The sequence below is a fragment of the Streptomyces shaanxiensis genome (assembly GCF_039537145.1).
In the GTDB taxonomy this organism is placed as follows: domain Bacteria; phylum Actinomycetota; class Actinomycetes; order Streptomycetales; family Streptomycetaceae; genus Streptomyces; species Streptomyces shaanxiensis.
On record NZ_BAAAZY010000027.1, the window covers coordinates 26905 to 45833 of the forward strand.

Consider the following 18929-nt stretch of genomic DNA (forward strand, 5'->3'; position numbering starts at 1 on the left):
AAGTGAAATGTCTCGCCGAACTCTGGCTGCCCTGAGCCTTCTTGCGGTTGCTGCGGTACTTCCCGCGGCTGCTTGCTCCGCAGACACCTCCAACGCGGAGGAGCCCGCGAAGTCCTCCACGCCCAGCGGGCCTGTGGAGACGGAGACTGGCCCGTCCGGCGACTCCACGGAGCCGTCCGTGGCGCAGCCTCCAGAGCTGGACCCGACCGAGACCGTTGCCCTGGAGCAGGGTGAGACGCACGGTAGTCGCAGCCTCGAGTTCGGCAAGGGGAAGAAAGGCGACGCGCTCATCGTCGCCGTGCGATGCCAAGGGGACGGGACCATCAACGTCACCGTGCGACCAACTGCCGTCTCCTTTCCACTGGAATGCCTCGACAGCGAAGTGAGCACCATCCACAACCAGGTGGACATCGCCGGAGCAGAGGACGAGGGGACCGTCTCCGTCGATGCACCGACGACCGTGCGCTGGTCCATGACCATCGGCCGCGGCAAGGCAGCGGCCGAGGAACCCCCTGAGCCGGCCGGCGCGTAGGTCCAGCGTCCTCAGTGCCGAGTGCACGCAGATCGGGAGCCCCGCAGAGATCCGGGGCTCTCGGCGTTTCCAGGCGTACCGGCTACCACCCCGGCCCCGCCGACACCCCACCATCCACCACCAGGTCATGCCCCGTCACCCAGGACGCCAGCCCCGACGCCAGAAACACGCACGCGTCCCCGACGTCCTCCGCCCGCCCCAGCCTCCCGACCGGCGCCGCCCGCTCCCACCGCCGCACGCCCTCCGGCCAGGCCTCCTCCAGCCCCTCCCGGTGGATCAGCCCGGGCGAGACCGTGTTGACGCGGATGCCGAACGGGCCGTACTCCAGGGCGGCCGAGCGGGCGTGCATCACGACCGCCGCTTTGGAGGCGGAGTAATGGGCGTGCAGGGGCGCCGGACCCCTGGCCTCGATGGACGCGATGTGGGTCACCGAACCACCCCCGTCCTGCCCCCGCATGACCTCGGCCGCGGCCTGCGTGCACGCGAAGACGCTCGACAGGTTGGTGTCCACGACCGCCCGCCACTGCGCCACCGTCATGCCCGGCAGCCCCCGTGTCGGTTGTACGCCCGCGTTGTTGACCAGCGCGGTCAGTCGCCCGTCCCCCCACTCGGCGGCCTCGGCCACCACCCGCCGGCACGCCTCCTCGTCCGTCAGGTCGGCCCGCAGCACAACCGCCCGTCCACCCGACTCCCGGATACGGGACGCCACTTCCCCCGCCGCCTCCACCGCCGTACGGCAGTGCAGCGCGACGGCCGCCCCCTCCTGCGCGAACCGCGTCGCGATCCCGCGCCCGATGCCCCCGCCCGCACCGGTGACCAGGGCGACCTGTCCTTCGAGGAGTCCGCGTCCGCTCATGGGCGGCACAGTGCCGCGATCCGCGCGGCCTCCGCGGGATACCGCGCCGTCAGCTCCGCCGACTCGCCGTGCTCGTAGCCCTCGTAGGTGAAGCCCGGTGCCATCGTGCAGCCGAAGAACGCCCAGGACCCGCCGGTCACCACCCGCGCGCCCATCCAGGTACCGGCGGGCACGGTGAGCTGGATGTGCTGGCCGTGCAGCAGGTCGGGGCCGAGCACGGCGGTGCGGGACGTGCCGTCGGGGGCGAGGAGCAGGAGTTCCAGGGGGTCGCCCAGATAGAAGTGCCAGACCTCGTCGGACGGCAGGCGGTGCAGGGCCGAGAAGTCGTCCGCGGTGAGCAGCACGACTATCGCCGAGCCCTGCGGGCGCCCGTCGGCCAGCTCCGGTCCTGCCCAAGTGCGCCGGAACAGGCCGCCCTCCCGCGGGATCGGCTCCAGTGAGTAGTGCGCGACGAGGTCTTCAGGGGTCACGCCGGGAAGGCTACCGCCCTGTCGAGAAAGGCCAGTTGGGCGTCCTTCCGCGGTATGTGCACCTCCGGAAGGTCGATCTCCGGCAGCACCACCGCCGGGCCCGCCGTGAAGCCCTGCCTGAGGAAACGGGCGACGGCCTTCTCGTTGCGCACATCGGGGTCCACCACGACCCGCTGCCGGCCCAGGGTGAGGAAGACGTACGACGTGATCACCATCAGGAGCGACGAGGTCCAGCCGGGCCGCCCGCCCCCGGCACCGGCGGGCGCCAGCAGCAGGTGGACGCCGATGTCGCCGGGGCGGACGTCGTAGCACTCGCTGACGCGGTCGGCCTCCGGCTCGTAGGTCTGGAGGAGCGCGACCGGGTCGGAGTCCCGCAGGACCAGGAAGGCGTGGTGGGTGTCCAGGGTGTCCATGTGGGCGTAGATCTCGGCCACCTGGTCCCTGGTCAGGCCGTTCATGCCCCAGAAGGCGGCCCGCTCCTCGCTCACCCAGCCGTGGACGACCTCGGCGTCGGCGTACGGGTCGAGGGGGCGGATTCGGACGGTGCCGAAGCCGTCCACCGCCTGTTCGTGGACGGGTTCGGGGGTGCGCTCGGGGGCGGCTTCGGAGACGGCTTCGGAGACGGCTTCGGGGGCGGGGACTGTCGCGGACCGCTCAGACATCGGATTCCTTCGTCAGCTGGGTGAAATCGGTGAGCACCGGGACCAGTTCTCCCCCCAGCCACAGGGGGAGCTGGTCGCGGTGGTGGGGGGAACCCGGAACTCCGGAGGCGCCGAGCGGGACCACCCAGCGGCTGGCCTCGCGGTCGGCCAGGTCCCAGACGTAGCGGGCGCCCGGGCCTCGCACGCTCAGGTCGGTGAGGCCGGGGACGGCCGAGGTGCACAGTACGCAGTCGTGGTCGCCGGAGAGGCCGGGCGCGTCGTACGACGGGTCGGGGAGGGCCCGCCAGGGGGCGAGGCGGTGGGTGTCGCCCCAGGTCCGCCCGTCTGCGGTGGGCTGCTCCGCGGCCACCTCCTCCACCGCGGAGCGGACCGCCTCGGCGCGGTCGATGCCGTACAACTCCTCGGCACGCAGCAGGTGTTCGAGGGCGAAGCCGACCCGTGGGAGCAGGGCCAGCCAGGGGAGGAGGACCTCCGGGTAGGCGGGCGGGGAGGAGAGCGCGGCGAAGGCGGGGTGCGCGGCGAGTCGTCGTACGACCGCCCCGCGCACCTCCGCGTACAGGGCCGCGGCCTCGCTGCTCGCGTCCATGCGGCGGTCCCAGGCCAGGAGGGCCCGGCGGATGCGGGCGGCCTCGGGGGTGAGGGTGTCGAGGGAGCTCAGGAGGTCCAACAGGGGTTCCGCGGACGCCAGTCGGGTGTCCATGTGGATCGCCGGCATGTCGGCGGCGGACCAGCGGGCCTTCTCCCCCAGCAGCTCCGTGATGCGGTCGGCGCGATGGGGCGGGGCGAACTCGACGCCCAGGGGAGTGGCGAGGCCTCGCTGGTTGGCCATGGCGGCGATGCCGTCGGTGAGGCCGCCGCGGGGCGTCTCGTGCCAACCCTGCCAGTCGTGGCCGGGCTCCCAGGCGGGCACCAGCCGGGCGCGGTTGGCCGCGGAGCGCACCGGCACCCTTCCGGCGACCCGGTGCAGCAGGCCGCCCTCGGTGTCGGCGGCCTGGACGACGTTGACGGGCTCGGCCCAGAGGTCCACGGCACGGTCGACGTCGGCGACCCGGCGGGCGCGCAGGAGGGGGAGGAGAGCGCTGAAGCCGAGGTCGGCGGTGACGCGGGGTGGGTAGCGGAGGGCTACGGCGAGGGGTGGGGAGAAACCTTCCTGCAGACCATCCGCCAGCCCCTCGGACAACGCTTCGTGCTCCTCGGGCAACCCCTCAGGCCCCCCGATGATCACCGGCCCCCGCTCCGTCTCGATCACCTCGACCTCGACCGGTTCCTCCCCCGCCACCTCCACGACCTCGGTGTGCCGCGTGGCACGCCGCCACACCCCGTCCGGTCCCAGGGCCTCCACACCCGCCCCGGTGCGCCGCAGCCGCTCCCGGTACAGGTCCTGGTAGTCGGCCATCGCGTTGGTGATGGCCCAGGCGACCGTGCCGGTGTGGCCGAAGTGGGCGATGCCCGGGACACCCGGGACGGCGAGGCCGACGACGTCGAACTCGGGGCAGGAGAGGTGGATCTGCTGGTAGACGCCGGGTTCCTCGATGAAGCGGTGCGGGTCGCCGGCGATGATCGCGTGCCCGGTGACGGTCCGTTCGCCGCTCACCAGCCAGCCGTTGCTGCCGGAGGTGCCGGGTCCGTCGGTGGCGAACAGCCCGATCGCGTCCGCGCCGAGATGCCGGACGACCTGCTCGCGCCAGAGCTTGGCCGGGAAGCCGGCGAACAGGATGTGGATGCCGAGCCAGACGCCGAGGGGGGTCCAGGGCTCCCAGCGGCCGGGAGCGAGGCCGGCCCTCGCGAACTCCGGTGTACGGCGGGCGCCCTCGGCCAGCCCCTCATTGACCCCGTCGACGTACGCCCGCACCCACCCGGCCGTCGACGGGTCCCGTCTCTCCAGCTCGGCGAAGCACCGTCTCGCGGTGTCGTCCAGGCGGGCCCGTCTGACGAACCGGTCCCAGGGCAGCGCCTCGGCGCCGAGGAAGGACGCGGACGTGCCCCGGGCGCGGTGCCGTTCGACCTCCAGCTGCCAGGCCCGGTCGAGGGCGGTGACCCGGCCCTGGGCGCGGGCGAGTTCGGTCACGTCGTCCGCGCGGAGATGCGGAATGCCCCAGGCGTCGCGGTAGATCTCACCCGTCACCCTGTGTCCCTCCAATGCTTTAGGTTAGGCTTCCCTAAGTAATCTGGGCAGGAATCGTACTTGAAGGGTGAAGAAGCCATGGCGCAGGGGCACGGCTGGGAGGGCGCGGTCCTGAAGCTGCTGCGCGCGAAGGACTTCGTGTTCACGGTGACGGGCGCGGAGGACGTCACCGAGCACTACCGCCGCGTCCACCTCACGGACGGCGGGATGCTGGCGGCGACCGGCGTCCACCCGACGATGTGGGTCCGCCTGTGGTTCGACAACGCGGGCAAGCCCCACCAGCGGGCGTACACCCTGGTCGACCCGGACCCGGCGGCCGGCACCTTCAGCCTGGAGTTCGCCCTGCACGAGGGCCGCGCCAGCGACTGGGCGCGGGAAGCGAAGCCCGGCGACACGATCGAGGCGACCATCCACGGCACGGGCTTCACCGACCCCGACCCCGCGCCCTCCCACGTCTTCGCCGTCGCCGACCCGGCCTCGCTCCCCGCCCTCAACTCCCTGCTCACCGCCCTGGACTCGGCCCCGGCGACGGTGTGGTTCGAGGGTGAGCAGGGCGACCTCCCCTTCCGCGCCGAGCCCGCCCGCCACGACATACGGACCCTCCCGAGGCGCGACGCCGGAGCCCACCTGGTCGCCCAGGTGAAGGAGGCCCTCCCCGACCTCCTCAAGGGCACCCCTGACCCGTACGTCTGGATCGCCTGCGACACGGCGACGACCCGGGCGCTCACGGCGTACGTCCGCAGGGAGCTGGGCGTGCCGAAGCAGCGGGTGAACGCGCTGGGTTATTGGCGGCCCTGACCACAACCATTGGGGGACCCGACCACAGCTACGGGCGGGCCCGACCACAGCAATTGGGGGGCTGACCGTACAACCATTCGTGTGGCTGGTGTGTCCACTGGGACGTCCATTGCTCAAGACTGGGAGTCCCGTTGCGCAGAGCAGTCACGGCGGCCGCCGTGCTCACCGCCTCCGTCGCCGTCAGCCTCACTCCGGTGACGTCCTCCGCCGCCGCGCCGTACAAGGGCGCCAACACGGCAGCCGTGCAGGACGACTTCAACGGGGACGGCTATCGCGACCTGGCCGTCGGAGCGCCGGGCGCCGCCAACGGCACGGTGGAGGAGGCCGGTTCCGTCGTCGTGCTCTACGGCTCGGCGTCCTCGGTGAGCACCACCCGACGCACGGTCATCACCCAGGCGACCACGGGGATCCCCGGTACCGCCGAGGAGTCCGACCGCTTCGGCAGGACCGTGACCAGCGCCGATCTGGACCGCGACGGCTACGCCGACCTGCTCGTCGGGGCCCCGGGCGAGGATGTCGGCGACGCCGCGTCGCGGGGCTCCGTGACCGTGGTGTGGGGCGGGCCGAACGGGCTGCGGGGCGGCGCGAACCTCGCACCTCCGGCCGGGTACGGCGAGGACAGGACCTACTGCCGTTTCGGCATGTCCATCGCCACCGGCGACATGAACGGCGACGGCGCCCCGGAGGTCGGCGTCGGCTCGGGCTGCAACGTCGTGTCCTACAGCGGTCCCTTCACCCGCACCGGCCAGGCCGCCTCCAGCTACCTCGAGTGGCGGGAGAACGCCCGTGGCGTGGTGATGGGCGACGTGAACGGCGACGGCAGGGCGGAGCGCTTCTATCTGGCCGGCCCCACCGACGGTGACATCCGCGGTCCGGTGACCCTCGACGCGGGCGCCCCCGGCGCCGACGACCCCTTCGTCAACCAGGGCGTCGAACTTCCGTACGCCGACGGACACGCCGGACAGATCGGCGACCTCAACGGCGACGGCTACGGCGACCTGGTCACCGGCATCGCGGGCGACGACTCCCACTTCAACGCACCCACACCCGCGGCCCGCCGCGGCGGCGAGATCCAGGTCCTCTACGGCAGTGCCCAGGGCATCACCGCCGAGCAGAAGCCGAAGGTCTTCCACCAGGACACGGCCGGCGTTCCCGGCAGCGCGGAGTGGGGCGACTGGTTCGGCCAGTCCCTGAGCGTCGGTGACGTCAACGCCGACGGGTACGCCGACGTCCTCATCGGCTCCCCCGAGGAGGCCATCGGGTCGCGCGCTTCGGCGGGCTCCGCCGTCCTCCTTCGCGGCTCCGCCTCCGGCCTGACCACGGCCAAGGCGGCCGGATACACCCAGGACACCGCGGGCGTCCCCGGCACGGCGGAGACCGGCGACGGGTTCGGCGCGGCCGTCCACCTCGTCGACCTCAACAAGGACGGCAAGGCCGAGACGGTCGTCGGCGCCCCCACCGAGAACTCCGACGGCTGCGTCTGGGTCGCCCGCGGCTCGGCATCCGGCCCCGTCCTGAACGGCTCGGCCAACCTGTGCGGCAAGAGCGCCGGCATCACCGTACGCGGGATGAAGGGTTACTTCGGCGCCGCCCTCACCAGCCCTCACGTGGAGAACTGACCCGGGCAGAGGCATGATCGGGGTCATGGACGTCACCCTTCACCTCGCCCAGGACCCCGAGGCCGACGAACTCCTCGGCCGCAGCCCGCTCGCCGCGCTGGTCGGCATGCTGCTGGACCAGCAGGTTCCGATGGAGTGGGCGTTCAAGGGGCCCCGTACGATCGCGGACCGGGTCGGCGCGGACGACCTGGACGCGCACGACATCGCCGCCCAGGACCCGGAGGCGTTCTCGGCCCTGCTGTCGGAGAAGCCGGCCGTGCACCGCTACCCGGGGTCCATGGCCAAGCGGATCCAGCAGCTGTGCCAGTACCTCGTCGAGCACTACGACGGTGACGCCGAGCTCGTCTGGAAGGGCGTCGACGACGGCCGGGAGCTGCTGCGCCGCCTGGAGGAACTGCCCGGCTTCGGCAAGCAGAAGGCCCAGATCTTCCTCGCGCTGCTCGGCAAGCAGCTGGGCGTGCGGCCGACGGGATGGCAGGAGGCCGCCGGTGCCTACGGCGAGGCGGAGTCCTTCCGGTCCGTCGCCGACATCACCGGGCCGGAGTCGCTGGCCAAGGTGCGGGCGCACAAGCAGGAGATGAAGGCGGCGGCGAAGGCCGCGAAGGCGGCCCGCAAGTAGCGTTCCCCCCGGGACGCGGCCGCGTCCGGCGTCAGTCGAGTGGCCCGTCCCGGATGGCGGGGTGGGCGGCCTCGTTCCCAGCATGGAGCATGAGCGAGGCACCGACCGGTTCCCCCGGGGGCCGCGACTACGACGACCGCCGGGTCCATGCCGGCCGTCCACCCGGACCGGGCATATCCCGCGAGCCAGGGACGCCCCACGAGCCCGAGCCGCCCTTCGAAGGCCCCCTGCACGCCCTCTCCCGCGCCGCCTGGCAGGTCGTCCTGCTCACCGGCGTCGCCTCCCTGATCCTGGGCATCCTGATCCTGGCCTGGCCGGACGCCTCGCTCTTCGTCTCCGGTGTCCTGTTCGGCCTCTACCTCCTGATCAGCGGCGTCTTCCAGCTGATCGCCGCCTTCGGCACGCACAAGACGACCTCGCTGCGGGTGCTGGCGTTCATCAGCGGCGCCCTGTCGGTCCTGCTCGGCCTGTTCTGCTTCCGCCGCCCGATGCAGTCGATCCTGCTGCTCGCCCTGTGGATCGGCATCGGCTGGCTCTTCCGCGGCATCACCCAGACCCTGGCCGCCGCCTCCGACCGGTCCATGCCGGCCCGCGGCTGGCAGATCCTCCTCGGCGTCGTCACCATCATCGGCGGCATCGTGCTGATCGACTCCCCGATCGAGTCGGTCACCGTGCTCACGCTGCTCGGCGGTTGGTGGCTGGTGGCGGTCGGCGTCGTCGAGATCGTCACCGGCGTCCGGATGCGGGGACGGGCCCGTCAAGTCCCGCACGAACTGTGACGGGCGCGGCGCACCGGTACGCCGAGCGGGCGGATCTCACGCCCGCCGCGATGAACGCCGTACGGCCACCGGGGAGATGACCTCCCGTGAGCACCGCGCGCATCCTCCCGCGCAGCCGCACCTGGCTGCGGGTCCTCGTGCTGCTGCTCGCCCTGCTGGTGCCGGGCGCGCACACCCAGGCGCACGCCGTGCCCGCCGTGGCCGGGATCTCCGGCGAGGCCACCGAGCACGACGCCCTCGACACGGTCCTGCGGCCACCGGCCCGCGCCGACCGGCGCAGCACCGTACGACTGTGCCCCGCGCCCCTGCCGAAACCGGCACCGGGCGTCCCGGCCCGCCTCTCCCTCCCCGCCCCACGGCCGCCCCGGCCGCCGTACGTCCCGCACATCCTGCGCACCGTGGTCCTGCGCTGCTGACAGACCCCCGCGACGAGGCCAGTCAGTACGACACAAGGAGCACAGTCATGCCCACCGACCACTACGCCGTCCTGCGCGCCCTGCTGCGCGCCGAGGCCGTACGCAACGCCCCGAAACCGCAGGTGAAGCAGGAGAAGCCGCAGCAGTCCCCGCAGAAACGGGAGCGCGGCTGACGCGGGCGCGGCGGAGGAGACCGGACTCCCCCCGCCGCCCGGCCCTCCGCCGCGCCGCCGCCGACCTGCCACGTCCACCCGCGCCGCCCCGACGACCTGCCGCCTCGGCCGGTGCCGCTCCGAAGACCTGTCCCCTCACCAGGTACCGCCCCGAGAACCGCCACCTCCGCCGCCCCCCCGCCTGGCTACCGCCTCCGCCGCGCCGTCCCGAAGATCGACCGGGTGATCTCACGCCCGATCTGTGTACCGATCGACCGAGCCAGGGACTTGAACATGCCGCTCCCGACGACCTGCTCGACGACCGAGGCCTGCTCCTTCTGTTCGGCCTTCTGCCCGGCCCTGCGCGCGCCGGGCCCCCGCTCCCCGGCCCCGCGCTCCCCGGCCTTCCGCTCCCCGGCGGCCACGGCCTCGCGCATCTCGTCGGGTCCCTTCGCGCCGCGCATCTCGTCCGGCCCCTTCGCCCCGCGGGACGCCTGCAGCCTCTCGTACGCCGACTCCCTGTCCACAGCCTGTGCATATCGGCCGTACAGCCCGGACGCCGTCACCGCCTGCTCCAGCGCGTCCGCCTCGATCGGCCCCATCAGCGACTCGGGCGCCCGCAGCCGGGTCGCGGCGACCGGCGTCGGAGCGCCCTTCTCGCTCAGCACGGTCACCACGGCCTCGCCGGTACCGAGGCCGGTGAGGAGTTCCTCCAGGTCGTACGCCGAGTTGGGGAAGGTCCTCACCGTCGCACTGAGCGCCTTCTGATCGTCCGGTGTGAACGCGCGCAGCGCGTGCTGGACACGGTTGCCGAGCTGGCCCAGCACCTCGGCGGGTACGTCCTTCGGGGTCTGCGTCACGAAGAAGACGCCGACCCCTTTCGAGCGAATGAGACGCACGGTCTGGGTGATCGAGTCCAGGAACGCCTCGGACGCGTCGTCGAACAGCAGATGCGCCTCGTCGAAGAAGAAGACCAGCTTGGGCCTGTCGGCGTCGCCGACCTCCGGCAGGTCGTGGAACAGATCCGCGAGCAGCCACATCAGGAAGGTCGAGAACAGCTGCGGCCGGTCCTGCACTGCGGCCAGTTCGAGGACCGACACGACGCCACGCCCGTCCGCCGCCGTCCGCAGGAACTCGCTCGTGTCGAACTCCGGCTCCCCGAAGAAATCCGCCATGCCCTGCGCCTCGAACGCGGTGAGGGACCGCAGGATCACCCCGGCCGTGGCGGTCGAGAGCCCACCGATGTTCTTCAGTTCCGTCCGCCCCTCGTCGGAGGTGAGGAAGGCGACGACGGCTCTGAGGTCCTTGAGGTCGACCAACTCCAGGCCCTTGGTGTCGGCGTAGTGGAAGATCAGGCCGAGCGACTGCTCCTGGGTCTGGTTGAGCCGGAGGACCTTGGCCAGCAGGACGGGGCCGAAGCTGGTGATCGTGGCGCGTACGGGGATGCCGCGGCCGATGCCGCCGAGCGCGTAGAACTCGGCGGGGAAGCCGGTCCCCGCCCACTGCTGGTGCACCTCGGCGACGCGCGACCGCACCTTGTCGTTCGACTGCCCCGGCGCCGCGATCCCGGAGAGGTCGCCCTTGACGTCCGCCAGGAACACCGGCACGCCCTGCGCCGACAGCTGCTCGGCGATCAGCTGGAGCGTCTTGGTCTTGCCGGTGCCGGTGGCGCCCGCGACCAGGCCGTGCCGGTTGAGCACGCTCAGCGGGATCCGGATCTGCGCGTCGGGCAGGCACCGCCCCTCCCAGAGCAGGGCGCCCAGGTCGAGGGCGGGCCCGGTGAACGCGTACCCGGCGGCGATCTCCAGCGCCTCCTGCGGAAGCGCGGGAGCACTGCCACGCGCCTCCGGGGCAGCGGTCTGCGGCACGGTCCCGGAACCGCCCTTGGGCGTGCTCTCTCGATCCCTCATGTCAGGCCTCCGCCCGCTTCAGCTCCGATATGCGTCCTGTGCGCCGAGCGGCTCCCGGAAGCCGCTCGGACGTGCGGCCACCGGCCATGGGCCGACGCGGGTGCCTGTACCGCGGCCCACCGCAGGGTCCGCGCTGCGGCCGCCCGCCCAGCCCACGCGCCGGCGGCCGGCTCCTGCCCCGGCGCGACCTCCGGTCCAGTCCGTCGGCCTGTGTGCCACCGCGTGCCCGGCTCACCGCCGACTCCGGCCCCACCCGCCCGCCGACCGAGCCGACCACCCACCGACCACCTTCCGACCGCCACACCGACACCGCCGACCGCCACCCGGGCCGCCGCCCGGACCACCGCACCGACCCCCGCTCCGCCGCCCGGGCGACCACCCTTCCGCCGGCCGAGCGACCCCGCTCCGGGTGCCTGCGGACCGCCGATCCACCACCCGTTCCGACGTACGTTCGGTTCGGCTCCGGCCGCCACGCCCGCTTCCGTTCAGGTCCGTTGCGGCTTCCGATCCGGCCACGGTTCCCTCACACCTCGCCGCTTCGCCCGGATTTGCCCAAGCTTTTCCAGCGTCGCACTCCGTCGCCATGGCTGCGCCCGGAACGTCTTGACCGGTAGGCTTTCCGTGTGATCTTCAAGCGCATCGGAAACGGCCGGCCGTACCCCGACCACGGCCGGGAAAGCACCCGGCAGTGGGCGGACGTCGCGCCGCGCCCGGTCCGCCTCGATCAGCTCGTGACGACCAAGGGTCAGCTCGATCTGGAAACGCTGCTCGCCGAGGACTCGACGTTCTACGGCGACCTCTTCGCGCATGTCGTGAAGTGGCAGGGCGACCTGTATCTGGAGGACGGCCTCCACCGCGCCGTGCGCGCGGCGCTGCAGCAGCGTCAGGTGCTGCATGCGAGAGTCCTGGAACTGGACTGACGAACCGCCCCCCCGCCCCGGCCGAGCCCGCACGAGCCCGGCCGGCGCTTCCGCGCGTCAACCTTTGGCCCTTTCGGGTTGGACTGAGCGGTATCGAATGATCATCTGGTAGGCAGGGCCGCTCGGGCGCACTACGCTGCGCCCATGAGCATGCTGACTCCCCCGGGCATGGGCGGCCGGTACCGGATCAGGGGGAACAAGTACCCGCGGATGCGCCGTCCCCGGCGGCGCGGCAGGCTCGTGGTCATGGCCGTCGCCTCCGTCGCCGTGCTCGGCATGATCGGCTGGGGAACCCTGCAGCTCATCGACGTCTTCACGGGCAACGGCAGAAAGGCTTCGGCAGCCGGCGCGAAGGCCGACTGCGAGAGCAAGGTGACCCCCTCTGCCACCGCCACGGCGCCGCTGCCCGAGCCGGGCGGGATCACCGTCAACGTCTTCAACGCCACCACCCGAAGCGGGCTCGCCAAGCAGACGGCGGACGAGCTGAAGAAGCGCGGCTTCAAGATCGGCGACGTGGGCAACGCGACCAAGGAGTTCGACAAGAAGGTCAAGGGCACCGGGATACTGCTCGGCCCGGGCGCGTCGGAGACCACCTCGCTGCCCGTCCTCGCCACCCAGCTCACCGCGGCCGAGCGCCGCACCGACGCCGCCCGCAAGGGCAAGGACGTCGACCTGATCATCGGCACGGCCTTCAAGGGCCTGACGAAGAAGGCGGACGCCGACAAGGCACTGGCCGCGCTGGCCAAGCCCGAGCCGACGTCCGGCACATCAGAGAAGAGCTGCTGAGCAACGCCGATGACGGGCGCGGGGCCGTATCGAATGTGCGGCCCCGCCGCGGGGGCGCCACCAGCCACAACGGCCCCTCAGCCGCCCCACATCCGCACCCCTGCGACGAAGAGGCGTTCCGGACCGCCTTACTCGGCCGCGCCGTAAAGCCGGTCCCCGGCATCCCCCAGCCCAGGCACGATGTACCCGTGCTCGTTGAGGTGGTCGTCGACCGCCGCCGTCACCACCGTCACCGGCGTCCCCGCCAGCTCCCGCTCCATCAGCTCGACGCCCTCGGGCGCGGCCAGCAGCACCACGGCCGTCACATCGTCCGCCCCGCGCTTGATCAGCTCCCGGATCGCCGCGACCAGCGTGCCACCCGTCGCGAGCATGGGGTCCAGGACGTACACCTGACGCCCGGAGAGGTCCTCCGGCATGCGCGTGGCGTACGTGGACGCCTCGAGCGTCTCCTCGTTGCGGATCATGCCCAGGAAGCCCACCTCGGCGGTCGGCAGCAGCCGGACCATGCCGTCCAGCATGCCGAGGCCGGCCCGCAGGATCGGCACCACCAGCGGGCGCGGGTGGGAGAGCCTGACGCCGGTGGTGTCGGTGACCGGGGTCGTGATGTCGACCGCTTCGGTGCGCACGTCCCGCGTGGCCTCGTAGGCGAGCAGGGTGACCAGTTCGTCGGCGAGCCGACGGAAGGTCGGAGAGTCGGTGCGCTGGTCGCGCAGCGTGGTGAGCTTGTGAGCGACCAGGGGGTGGTCGACGACGTGGAGACGCATGTCCACAACATTAACCGGGCCGGATAGGCCCAGCGCCCTCACACGCAGCAAGCCATAGGCCATCACTTGACCCTTGCCCTGGCATCAAACCGCCCATCGGAGGGAAAGTGGGAGGGACGTACCGGGGGTGGTGACCCTATGCCCGATCCTGAGTCCCCAGCGGATCCCACACAGGACACGCAGGACACGCGGGACACGCAGTCGGAGACCGACGCCGCGCGCCGCAGGCGCCGCGCCCAGTTCCTGCGGGAGCTCGCCGAGGCCCGCGAACTGCGGGACCGCGTGCAGCCGCGCCGCGCCAAGGCGGCCCGCCTGCGGCACGCGATGCGCATGCGAACGTTCCGCTGGTAGGGCGAGCCGCAGGGGAAGATCCGCGGCTCTCGGGGGCGTTGGAGCGGCGGGCGTGCGTGGACAGCCGGAAAAGCCGCGTACGATCCGCAGGTGGCGGCAACGAGTGCGCTGGTGAGTCCTTTACGGACGCGCTCGCGGACCCCCTCGGGCCAACGCGATCAAAACTGCCGGACACAGGGTGCCGAAGACGTCCCCTGAACGCCTTGTTTCTGCCACGATTCCGAGTGGGTGGGGCTCGGACCCCGAGCCTCCCCGCCCGCAACCTCCGCCGGGGGGAAGCCCAACCGGCACGCCTATGACCAGTGGGAGAGTCACGGTGTACTTCGCCGCACTGCTCGCGCGCACCGAAGACGGGTGGGAAGCGAGCGACACAGAGCTCGACGATGTGGAGACCCTGTCGGATCTGGCCGAACTGGCCCGTGAAGCCTCTCCCGAGGACGACACGGTGCTGGTGCTCATCGAGCAGGAGGACGCCTGGTTCGGCGTCGTCCGGATCGACGGCGAGGACGACCCTCGTATCTACGTCTCGGACGCCGCCGCCGCTGCCCGCAGCAGTTACGGCGAGATCCTGCTCACCGACGAACTGCTCGGCAGGGAGCCCGGCGACGACAGCGCCGACCTGGACTCCCTGGACCTCGACGGCACCGAGGAGCCCGACGGCGACTCGGACGACGAAGAGGACGGCGGCGGGGCCGAGGCGGTCCCGCACAGCCCCGTCGGCGACAGCGAGATCCTCGACGACCTCGGCGTCAGCGAGAAGGAGCTGAAGGCCCTGGACGCCGAGGACGCGCTCGGGTCGATCGCCGAGGCGCTGGGCGCCTCGGAGGTGCTGGAGACCGTCCGCTGACCTCGTTCGACCAGGGGTCGGTGCCCGGGGTGCCTGCGGCGCCCGACCCCGTACGCGACCGCTGGCGGGCCGCGATGCGGCTCGCCCTGGACGAGGCCGGACTGGCCGTGCGGGGCGGCGACGTCCCCGTCGGCGCCGTCGTGCTGGCCGCGGACGGTACGACCGTGCTCGGCGTCGGCCACAACGAGCGCGAGGCGAACGGCGATCCGACCGCTCACGCCGAGGTCCTCGCGATCCGGCGGGCGGCGGCCGAGGTCGGCGAGTGGCGGCTGTCCGGCTGCACGCTCGTCGTCACGCTGGAGCCCTGCACGATGTGCGCGGGCGCCCTCGTGCAGTCCCGGGTGGACCGGGTCGTCTACGGCGCCCGGGACGAGAAGGCCGGCGCGGCGGGCTCCCTCTGGGACGTCGTACGCGACCGGCGGCTCAACCATCGCCCCGAGGTGATCGAGGGCGTGCTGGCCGAGGAGTGCGCCCGCCTCCTCACGGACTTCTTCCGGGACAGGTGACCGGCCCCGAATACCGATTTCGGAGCAGGGCCCACCGTGCTGTAAGGTCTCCCTCGGTAGCGTGTCCGAGCGGCCGAAGGAGCTCGCCTCGAAAGCGAGTGTGGCGCAAGTCACCGAGGGTTCAAATCCCTCCGCTACCGCTGAAGAAGGGCCCCGTCGACAGACGGGGCCCTTCGTGCTGTTGATCTCCGGAGAGGTGCGGAGGTTACACTCACCGCCGGTAACTGGGGGCCCTTTCGGCTCTTTCGACTCATTCGGCACACCAGACACAGCAGGCGTAGGGGAGGCCGCGATGGCGGTGAATTCGAAGAAGGTCGCCGTCTATGTGCTCGTGGTCTTCTTGCTCTACGTGATCATCACGGACCCGGCCAAGGCCGCCGACTACGTGCAGGTAGGGTTCGAGGGCATATCGGACGCCGCCAAGGCCATCGGCGACTTCATGACGTGGATCGCCAACGGGGGCGACAGCTAGGGCCTGACCCAGGGAGTACCCATGATCCGCCACCTGGTCCTCTTCAAGCTCAACGAGGGCGTCGAGCGCGACGACCCGCGGGTCGTGGAGGGTGTCGAGGCCTTCCGTTCGCTCGAGGGAAAGATCGCCGAGATCCGGCACTGGGAACTCGGCTGGAACATCAGCGACCGCCCCATCGCCTACGACTTCGCCATCAACTCCGCCTTCGAGGACCCGGCCGCCCTGCGGACGTACGCGGAGCACCCCGAGCACCAGGCGGGCGTCACCCTGTGGCGGGAGTTCGCCACCTGGGTGATCGCGGACTACGAATACTGAGCCTGTGTGCGCCAGAGCCCTCCGCCGGAACGGCGGGGGGCTTTCGCGTGTCTTGCGCACTGATCCATCCCCAACACGGGATTATGCGGTACTTGAACACAATGAACTGTCTTGTGATGCTATGACCGCTTTTGACCGATGAGTTGATGGATCACGAGGTGGAGTTGACCGTGCCGGCCAGTACTGCGCCTCAAGCCCCGAGCTCCCAGGCTCCCGGCCCCCAAGCACCCAGCCAGGAGGACACCCCCGCGGCCGCGCCGCCCCGGAGCCGCGGAGCCGACACCCGGGCGCTCACCCAGGTGCTCTTCGGCGAGCTCAAGGAGTTGCAGCCGGGCACGCCGGAGCACAACCGCGTGCGCGGGGCGCTCATCGAGGCGAACCTCCCGCTCGTGCGCTATGCGGCCGCCCGTTTTCGCTCCCGCAACGAGCCCATGGAGGACGTGATCCAGGTCGGCACCATCGGGCTCATCAACGCCATCGACCGCTTCGACCCCGATCGGGGCGTGCAGTTCCCGACGTTCGCGATGCCGACCGTCGTCGGCGAGATCAAGCGGTACTTCCGCGACAACGTCCGCACGGTCCACGTACCGCGCCGGCTGCACGAGCTGTGGGTCCAGGTCAACAGCGCGACCGAGGACCTGACGACCACCTTCGGGCGCACCCCCACCACCGCCGAGATCGCCGAGCGGCTGCGCATCACCGAGGACGAGGTGCTGTCCTGCATCGAGGCGGGGCGGTCGTACCACGCCACCTCGCTGGAGGCCGCGCAGGAGGGCGACGGGCTGCCCGGGCTGCTGGACCGGCTGGGCTACGAGGACCCGGCCCTGGACGGCGTCGAGCACCGGGATCTGGTCCGGCACCTGCTGGTGCAACTCCCCGAACGCGAGCAGAGAATCCTTCTCCTGCGCTACTACAGCAACCTCACCCAGTCGCAAATCAGTGCGGAACTCGGGGTCTCCCAGATGCACGTTTCGAGGCTACTCGCGCGTAGCTTCCAGCGGCTGCGTTCGGCGAACCGGATCGACGCGTAACCGCAAACAGGATCGACGGGTAACCGGCACGAGCGAATCGCTCACCAGGGCGGATCCCGACAGTTCTGCGATGAAAAACCGTCAGACCCCGTTTATCCAGGGCGGATTCAAGTCTCACATGTCGACATGTCACTACAGCGTGTTGCCGACATGTGACATTCTTCGGGAAGCGCGTTTGCCGTGGCCTCGGCTCCGGTATTCAGGTGAAGGTTGGCGTTCCTCGATCGGAGCGTTCGCCTCGACCGTCCCGCGACCCAAAGGGGGTGGCATGTCCGCAGACCAGGGCAGCTCGAAGGTGCTCACGCTCACGAAGAGCGAGTCCGCGCCCGACGCCGCGCTCGGCCCCATCGATGATGTGACGGCCCTGGCGGCCGCCGAGGCCCCGGCCCTCCCGGCAACTGATGTCCCGGCCGTGCCGGTCTCGGGGGACATCGACACCCGCACCCTGTCCCGCTCCCTGTTCCTGCGGCTCGCCGCCCTGGACGAGAACAGCCCCGAGCGTGCATACGTCCGGGACACCCTGATCGAGCTCAACCTCCCCCTCGTGCGCTACGCGGCCGCCCGCTTCCGCTCGCGCAACGAGCCGATGGAGGACATCGTCCAGGTCGGCACCATCGGCCTGATCAAGGCGATCGACCGCTTCGACTGCGAACGGGGCGTGGAGTTCCCGACGTTCGCGATGCCGACGGTGGTCGGCGAGATCAAGCGGTTCTTCCGCGACACGTCCTGGTCGGTGCGCGTCCCGCGCCGTCTGCAGGAGCTGCGCCTGGCCCTCACCAAGGCCAGCGACGAGCTCTCCCAGAAGCTGGACCGCTCCCCGACGGTGACCGAACTCGCCGCCGTGCTGGGCGTGTCCGAGGAGGACGTCGTCGACGGCCTCGCGGTCGGCAACGCCTACACGGCCTCCTCGCTGGACTCCCCGGCCCCGGAGGACGACGGCGGCGAGGGCTCCCTGGCCGACCGCCTCGGCTACGAGGACACCGCTCTCGAGGGCGTCGAGTACCGCGAGTCCCTCAAGCCGCTGCTGGCCAAACTCCCGCCCCGCGAGCGGCGGATCATCATGCTGCGCTTCTTCGCCAACATGACCCAGTCGCAGATCGGCGAGGAGGTCGGCATCTCCCAGATGCACGTCTCCCGACTGCTGACCCGGACGCTGGCGCAGCTGCGCGAGGGCCTCATCTCCGACTGACCCCTTCCGCCCCCTTCATATTTGACGGAGCGTCAGCCACCATGGCCCGATGCTTCGCTCACCATGGACGACATGGACACATGGCCGTCGGTGCGCCCTGATCGGCGCGTCGGCGGCCGTCGTCTGTCTGGGCGGGGTACTGGCCGCGTGCGGGGGCGGTGGGGGTGGCGAGGGGTACGTCGCGACGGGTGCGGCGGGCGGTCCGCCGAGGGTGTCCGGTCCGGCGGCCCGGCCGACGGGCGAGGTGACGCTGGTGCCGCTCGACGGACCGGCAAGCAGTGATGACGGAGGCACCGGCGGAGCCCGTGGATCTGTGGCCACTTCGGGCAACTCCGCCGAGCGGGACGGGAGTCAGGCGCCGCCCGCCTCCGACGGAACGGAGAGCCCGGCACAACTCCCGAGCGACACCAGCGAACCCGCGGGCACACCGGCCGACTCCGCCGCCCCGCCCGGCAGTTCACCCGCACCCCCGGCGGCCGCGACACCGCCGGCGCCCGCGAGGCTGGCCGTGAGCGACCCCGTACGGGAGCCCACGGACAAACGCTGGTGCGAAAAGGTGACTCTCGACTTCCACAACTCCGGCGGCACCGCCATACGCTCGGGCACCGTCACCTTCGGCACCCACATCATCGGCGCCCTCGGCATCGACTGGGCGACGGTGGAGTCGACGGAGGAGCTCCCGGCGCCGATCGGGGCCGGCGCGCGCAAGGAGAGGACCTGGACGGTGTGCGTCGACGCCTGGCGCGTGCCGCTGGGCATGCACATCGAGACGCGGGACGTCACCGTCCGGTGGGAGTAGGGGCCTGTAGG

General features: G+C 71.6%; 23 protein-coding genes and 1 tRNA gene. 18 read left to right on the forward strand and 6 right to left on the reverse strand.

Features of this window, described 5'->3' with window-relative positions:
• Positions 1–178: 178 nt before the first annotated feature.
• Positions 179–532, forward strand: coding sequence for a hypothetical protein (locus ABD932_RS37480; RefSeq protein WP_345020075.1), 354 nt, complete (start codon positions 179–181; stop codon positions 530–532).
• An 82-nt stretch (positions 533–614) separates the two neighbouring features.
• Here ABD932_RS37480 and ABD932_RS37485 read toward each other — a convergent pair whose 3' ends face one another.
• The 4 genes from ABD932_RS37485 to ABD932_RS37500 are packed head-to-tail and all read right to left on the reverse strand — an operon-like array spanning position 615 to position 4645.
• Entirely contained in the window at positions 615–1388 is a 774-nt protein-coding gene (locus ABD932_RS37485) for an SDR family NAD(P)-dependent oxidoreductase (protein ID WP_345020077.1), read from the reverse strand.
• Positions 1385–1858 carry a cupin domain-containing protein gene (locus ABD932_RS37490; RefSeq protein ID WP_345020079.1) on the reverse strand — a complete coding sequence of 158 codons (474 nt, stop codon included), beginning with the start codon at positions 1856–1858 and terminating at the stop codon, positions 1385–1387. The genes ABD932_RS37485 and ABD932_RS37490 overlap by 4 nt, the downstream gene beginning before the upstream one ends.
• Positions 1855–2520 carry a GNAT family N-acetyltransferase gene (locus ABD932_RS37495; protein ID WP_345020081.1) on the reverse strand — a complete coding sequence of 222 codons (666 nt, stop codon included), beginning with the start codon at positions 2518–2520 and terminating at the stop codon, positions 1855–1857. Before ABD932_RS37495 ends, ABD932_RS37490 begins: the two co-directional genes overlap by 4 nt.
• Complete coding sequence (locus tag ABD932_RS37500) at positions 2513–4645, reverse strand: penicillin acylase family protein (RefSeq protein ID WP_345020278.1); 2133 nt, start codon at positions 4643–4645, stop codon at positions 2513–2515. The genes ABD932_RS37495 and ABD932_RS37500 overlap by 8 nt, the downstream gene beginning before the upstream one ends.
• Before the next feature lie 78 nt (positions 4646–4723).
• On the opposite strand from ABD932_RS37500, the gene ABD932_RS37505 reads away from it, so the two are divergent.
• The 6 genes from ABD932_RS37505 to ABD932_RS37530 all read left to right on the forward strand — a co-directional run bounded on the left by ABD932_RS37505 (position 4724) and on the right by ABD932_RS37530 (position 9049).
• Complete coding sequence (locus tag ABD932_RS37505; protein ID WP_345020082.1) at positions 4724–5443, forward strand: siderophore-interacting protein; 720 nt, start codon at positions 4724–4726, stop codon at positions 5441–5443.
• 131 nt (positions 5444–5574) lie between these two features.
• Complete coding sequence (locus ABD932_RS37510) at positions 5575–7062, forward strand: hypothetical protein (RefSeq protein ID WP_345020084.1); 1488 nt, start codon at positions 5575–5577, stop codon at positions 7060–7062.
• Between the two features lie 25 nt (positions 7063–7087).
• Positions 7088–7681, forward strand: coding sequence for an HhH-GPD-type base excision DNA repair protein (locus ABD932_RS37515; protein WP_126393348.1), 594 nt, complete (start codon positions 7088–7090; stop codon positions 7679–7681).
• Positions 7682–7770: 89 nt separating this feature from the next.
• A complete protein-coding gene (locus ABD932_RS37520) occupies positions 7771–8460 on the forward strand; it encodes an HdeD family acid-resistance protein (RefSeq protein ID WP_345020087.1) in 690 nt (229 codons plus the stop codon).
• Between the two features lie 86 nt (positions 8461–8546).
• Positions 8547–8876: a hypothetical protein gene (locus ABD932_RS37525; RefSeq protein ID WP_345020089.1), complete on the forward strand. Its 330-nt coding sequence runs from the start codon at positions 8547–8549 to the stop codon at positions 8874–8876.
• A 47-nt stretch (positions 8877–8923) separates the two neighbouring features.
• Positions 8924–9049: a hypothetical protein gene (locus tag ABD932_RS37530; RefSeq protein WP_345020090.1), complete on the forward strand. Its 126-nt coding sequence runs from the start codon at positions 8924–8926 to the stop codon at positions 9047–9049.
• A 185-nt stretch (positions 9050–9234) separates the two neighbouring features.
• Here ABD932_RS37530 and ABD932_RS37535 read toward each other — a convergent pair whose 3' ends face one another.
• Complete coding sequence (locus ABD932_RS37535) at positions 9235–10938, reverse strand: helicase HerA-like domain-containing protein (protein WP_345020092.1); 1704 nt, start codon at positions 10936–10938, stop codon at positions 9235–9237.
• Positions 10939–11561: 623 nt separating this feature from the next.
• On the opposite strand from ABD932_RS37535, the gene ABD932_RS37540 reads away from it, so the two are divergent.
• Together ABD932_RS37540 and ABD932_RS37545 are read left to right on the forward strand one after the other, a co-directional pair.
• On the forward strand, positions 11562–11858 hold the full coding sequence (locus ABD932_RS37540) for a type II toxin-antitoxin system VapB family antitoxin (protein WP_003999914.1): 297 nt from the start codon (positions 11562–11564) through the stop codon (positions 11856–11858).
• Between the two features lie 144 nt (positions 11859–12002).
• Entirely contained in the window at positions 12003–12644 is a 642-nt protein-coding gene (locus ABD932_RS37545) for a LytR C-terminal domain-containing protein (RefSeq protein WP_425587578.1), read from the forward strand.
• 128 nt (positions 12645–12772) lie between these two features.
• On the opposite strand, the gene upp is transcribed toward ABD932_RS37545, so the two are convergent.
• Positions 12773–13408: a uracil phosphoribosyltransferase gene (gene upp, locus ABD932_RS37550; RefSeq protein ID WP_126393350.1), complete on the reverse strand. Its 636-nt coding sequence runs from the start codon at positions 13406–13408 to the stop codon at positions 12773–12775.
• 138 nt (positions 13409–13546) lie between these two features.
• Between upp and ABD932_RS37555 the strand changes: the two genes are divergently transcribed.
• From ABD932_RS37555 to ABD932_RS37595, 9 genes are all read left to right on the forward strand, one after another.
• Positions 13547–13759: a hypothetical protein gene (locus tag ABD932_RS37555; protein WP_345020095.1), complete on the forward strand. Its 213-nt coding sequence runs from the start codon at positions 13547–13549 to the stop codon at positions 13757–13759.
• 316 nt (positions 13760–14075) lie between these two features.
• The gene (locus ABD932_RS37560; RefSeq protein ID WP_345020281.1) at positions 14076–14606 is read left to right on the forward strand and encodes a tRNA adenosine deaminase-associated protein; all 531 of its coding nucleotides are present in this window, start codon (positions 14076–14078) and stop codon (positions 14604–14606) included.
• A 74-nt stretch (positions 14607–14680) separates the two neighbouring features.
• Positions 14681–15112 (forward strand): tRNA adenosine(34) deaminase TadA, encoded by a 432-nt coding sequence (tadA, locus tag ABD932_RS37565; protein ID WP_345020283.1) that lies wholly within the window; start codon positions 14681–14683, stop codon positions 15110–15112.
• Between the two features lie 55 nt (positions 15113–15167).
• Positions 15168–15252: transfer RNA gene (locus ABD932_RS37570), tRNA-Ser, on the forward strand.
• 152 nt (positions 15253–15404) lie between these two features.
• Entirely contained in the window at positions 15405–15584 is a 180-nt protein-coding gene (locus tag ABD932_RS37575; RefSeq protein WP_126393353.1) for a hypothetical protein, read from the forward strand.
• Between the two features lie 21 nt (positions 15585–15605).
• A complete protein-coding gene (locus ABD932_RS37580; protein ID WP_126393354.1) occupies positions 15606–15899 on the forward strand; it encodes a Dabb family protein in 294 nt (97 codons plus the stop codon).
• 146 nt (positions 15900–16045) lie between these two features.
• Positions 16046–16930, forward strand: a complete 885-nt coding sequence (locus ABD932_RS37585; RefSeq protein WP_345020096.1) for an RNA polymerase sigma factor SigF — start codon at positions 16046–16048, stop codon at positions 16928–16930.
• Positions 16931–17198: 268 nt separating this feature from the next.
• Positions 17199–18119, forward strand: a complete 921-nt coding sequence (locus ABD932_RS37590) for an RNA polymerase sigma factor SigF (RefSeq protein ID WP_345020098.1) — start codon at positions 17199–17201, stop codon at positions 18117–18119.
• 49 nt (positions 18120–18168) lie between these two features.
• On the forward strand, positions 18169–18918 hold the full coding sequence (locus tag ABD932_RS37595; RefSeq protein WP_345020100.1) for a hypothetical protein: 750 nt from the start codon (positions 18169–18171) through the stop codon (positions 18916–18918).
• The last annotated feature ends 11 nt before the right edge of the window (positions 18919–18929 follow it).

Coding starts and splice junctions, on each gene's coding strand:
- ABD932_RS37485 (WP_345020077.1), bottom strand. CDS start 1,388: ATGAGCGGACGCGGACTCCTCGAAGGACAGGTCGCCCTGGTCACCGGT.
- ABD932_RS37495 (WP_345020081.1), bottom strand. CDS start 2,520: ATGTCTGAGCGGTCCGCGACAGTCCCCGCCCCCGAAGCCGTCTCCGAA.
- ABD932_RS37505 (WP_345020082.1), top strand. CDS start 4,724: ATGGCGCAGGGGCACGGCTGGGAGGGCGCGGTCCTGAAGCTGCTGCGC.
- ABD932_RS37515 (WP_126393348.1), top strand. CDS start 7,088: ATGGACGTCACCCTTCACCTCGCCCAGGACCCCGAGGCCGACGAACTC.
- ABD932_RS37520 (WP_345020087.1), top strand. CDS start 7,771: ATGAGCGAGGCACCGACCGGTTCCCCCGGGGGCCGCGACTACGACGAC.
- ABD932_RS37530 (WP_345020090.1), top strand. CDS start 8,924: ATGCCCACCGACCACTACGCCGTCCTGCGCGCCCTGCTGCGCGCCGAG.
- ABD932_RS37535 (WP_345020092.1), bottom strand. CDS start 10,938: ATGAGGGATCGAGAGAGCACGCCCAAGGGCGGTTCCGGGACCGTGCCG.
- ABD932_RS37545 (WP_425587578.1), top strand. CDS start 12,003: ATGAGCATGCTGACTCCCCCGGGCATGGGCGGCCGGTACCGGATCAGG.
- upp (WP_126393350.1), bottom strand. CDS start 13,408: ATGCGTCTCCACGTCGTCGACCACCCCCTGGTCGCTCACAAGCTCACC.
- ABD932_RS37555 (WP_345020095.1), top strand. CDS start 13,547: ATGCCCGATCCTGAGTCCCCAGCGGATCCCACACAGGACACGCAGGAC.
- tadA (WP_345020283.1), top strand. CDS start 14,681: ATGCGGCTCGCCCTGGACGAGGCCGGACTGGCCGTGCGGGGCGGCGAC.
- ABD932_RS37575 (WP_126393353.1), top strand. CDS start 15,405: ATGGCGGTGAATTCGAAGAAGGTCGCCGTCTATGTGCTCGTGGTCTTC.
- ABD932_RS37580 (WP_126393354.1), top strand. CDS start 15,606: ATGATCCGCCACCTGGTCCTCTTCAAGCTCAACGAGGGCGTCGAGCGC.
- ABD932_RS37585 (WP_345020096.1), top strand. CDS start 16,046: ATGGATCACGAGGTGGAGTTGACCGTGCCGGCCAGTACTGCGCCTCAA.
- ABD932_RS37590 (WP_345020098.1), top strand. CDS start 17,199: ATGTCCGCAGACCAGGGCAGCTCGAAGGTGCTCACGCTCACGAAGAGC.
- ABD932_RS37595 (WP_345020100.1), top strand. CDS start 18,169: ATGCTTCGCTCACCATGGACGACATGGACACATGGCCGTCGGTGCGCC.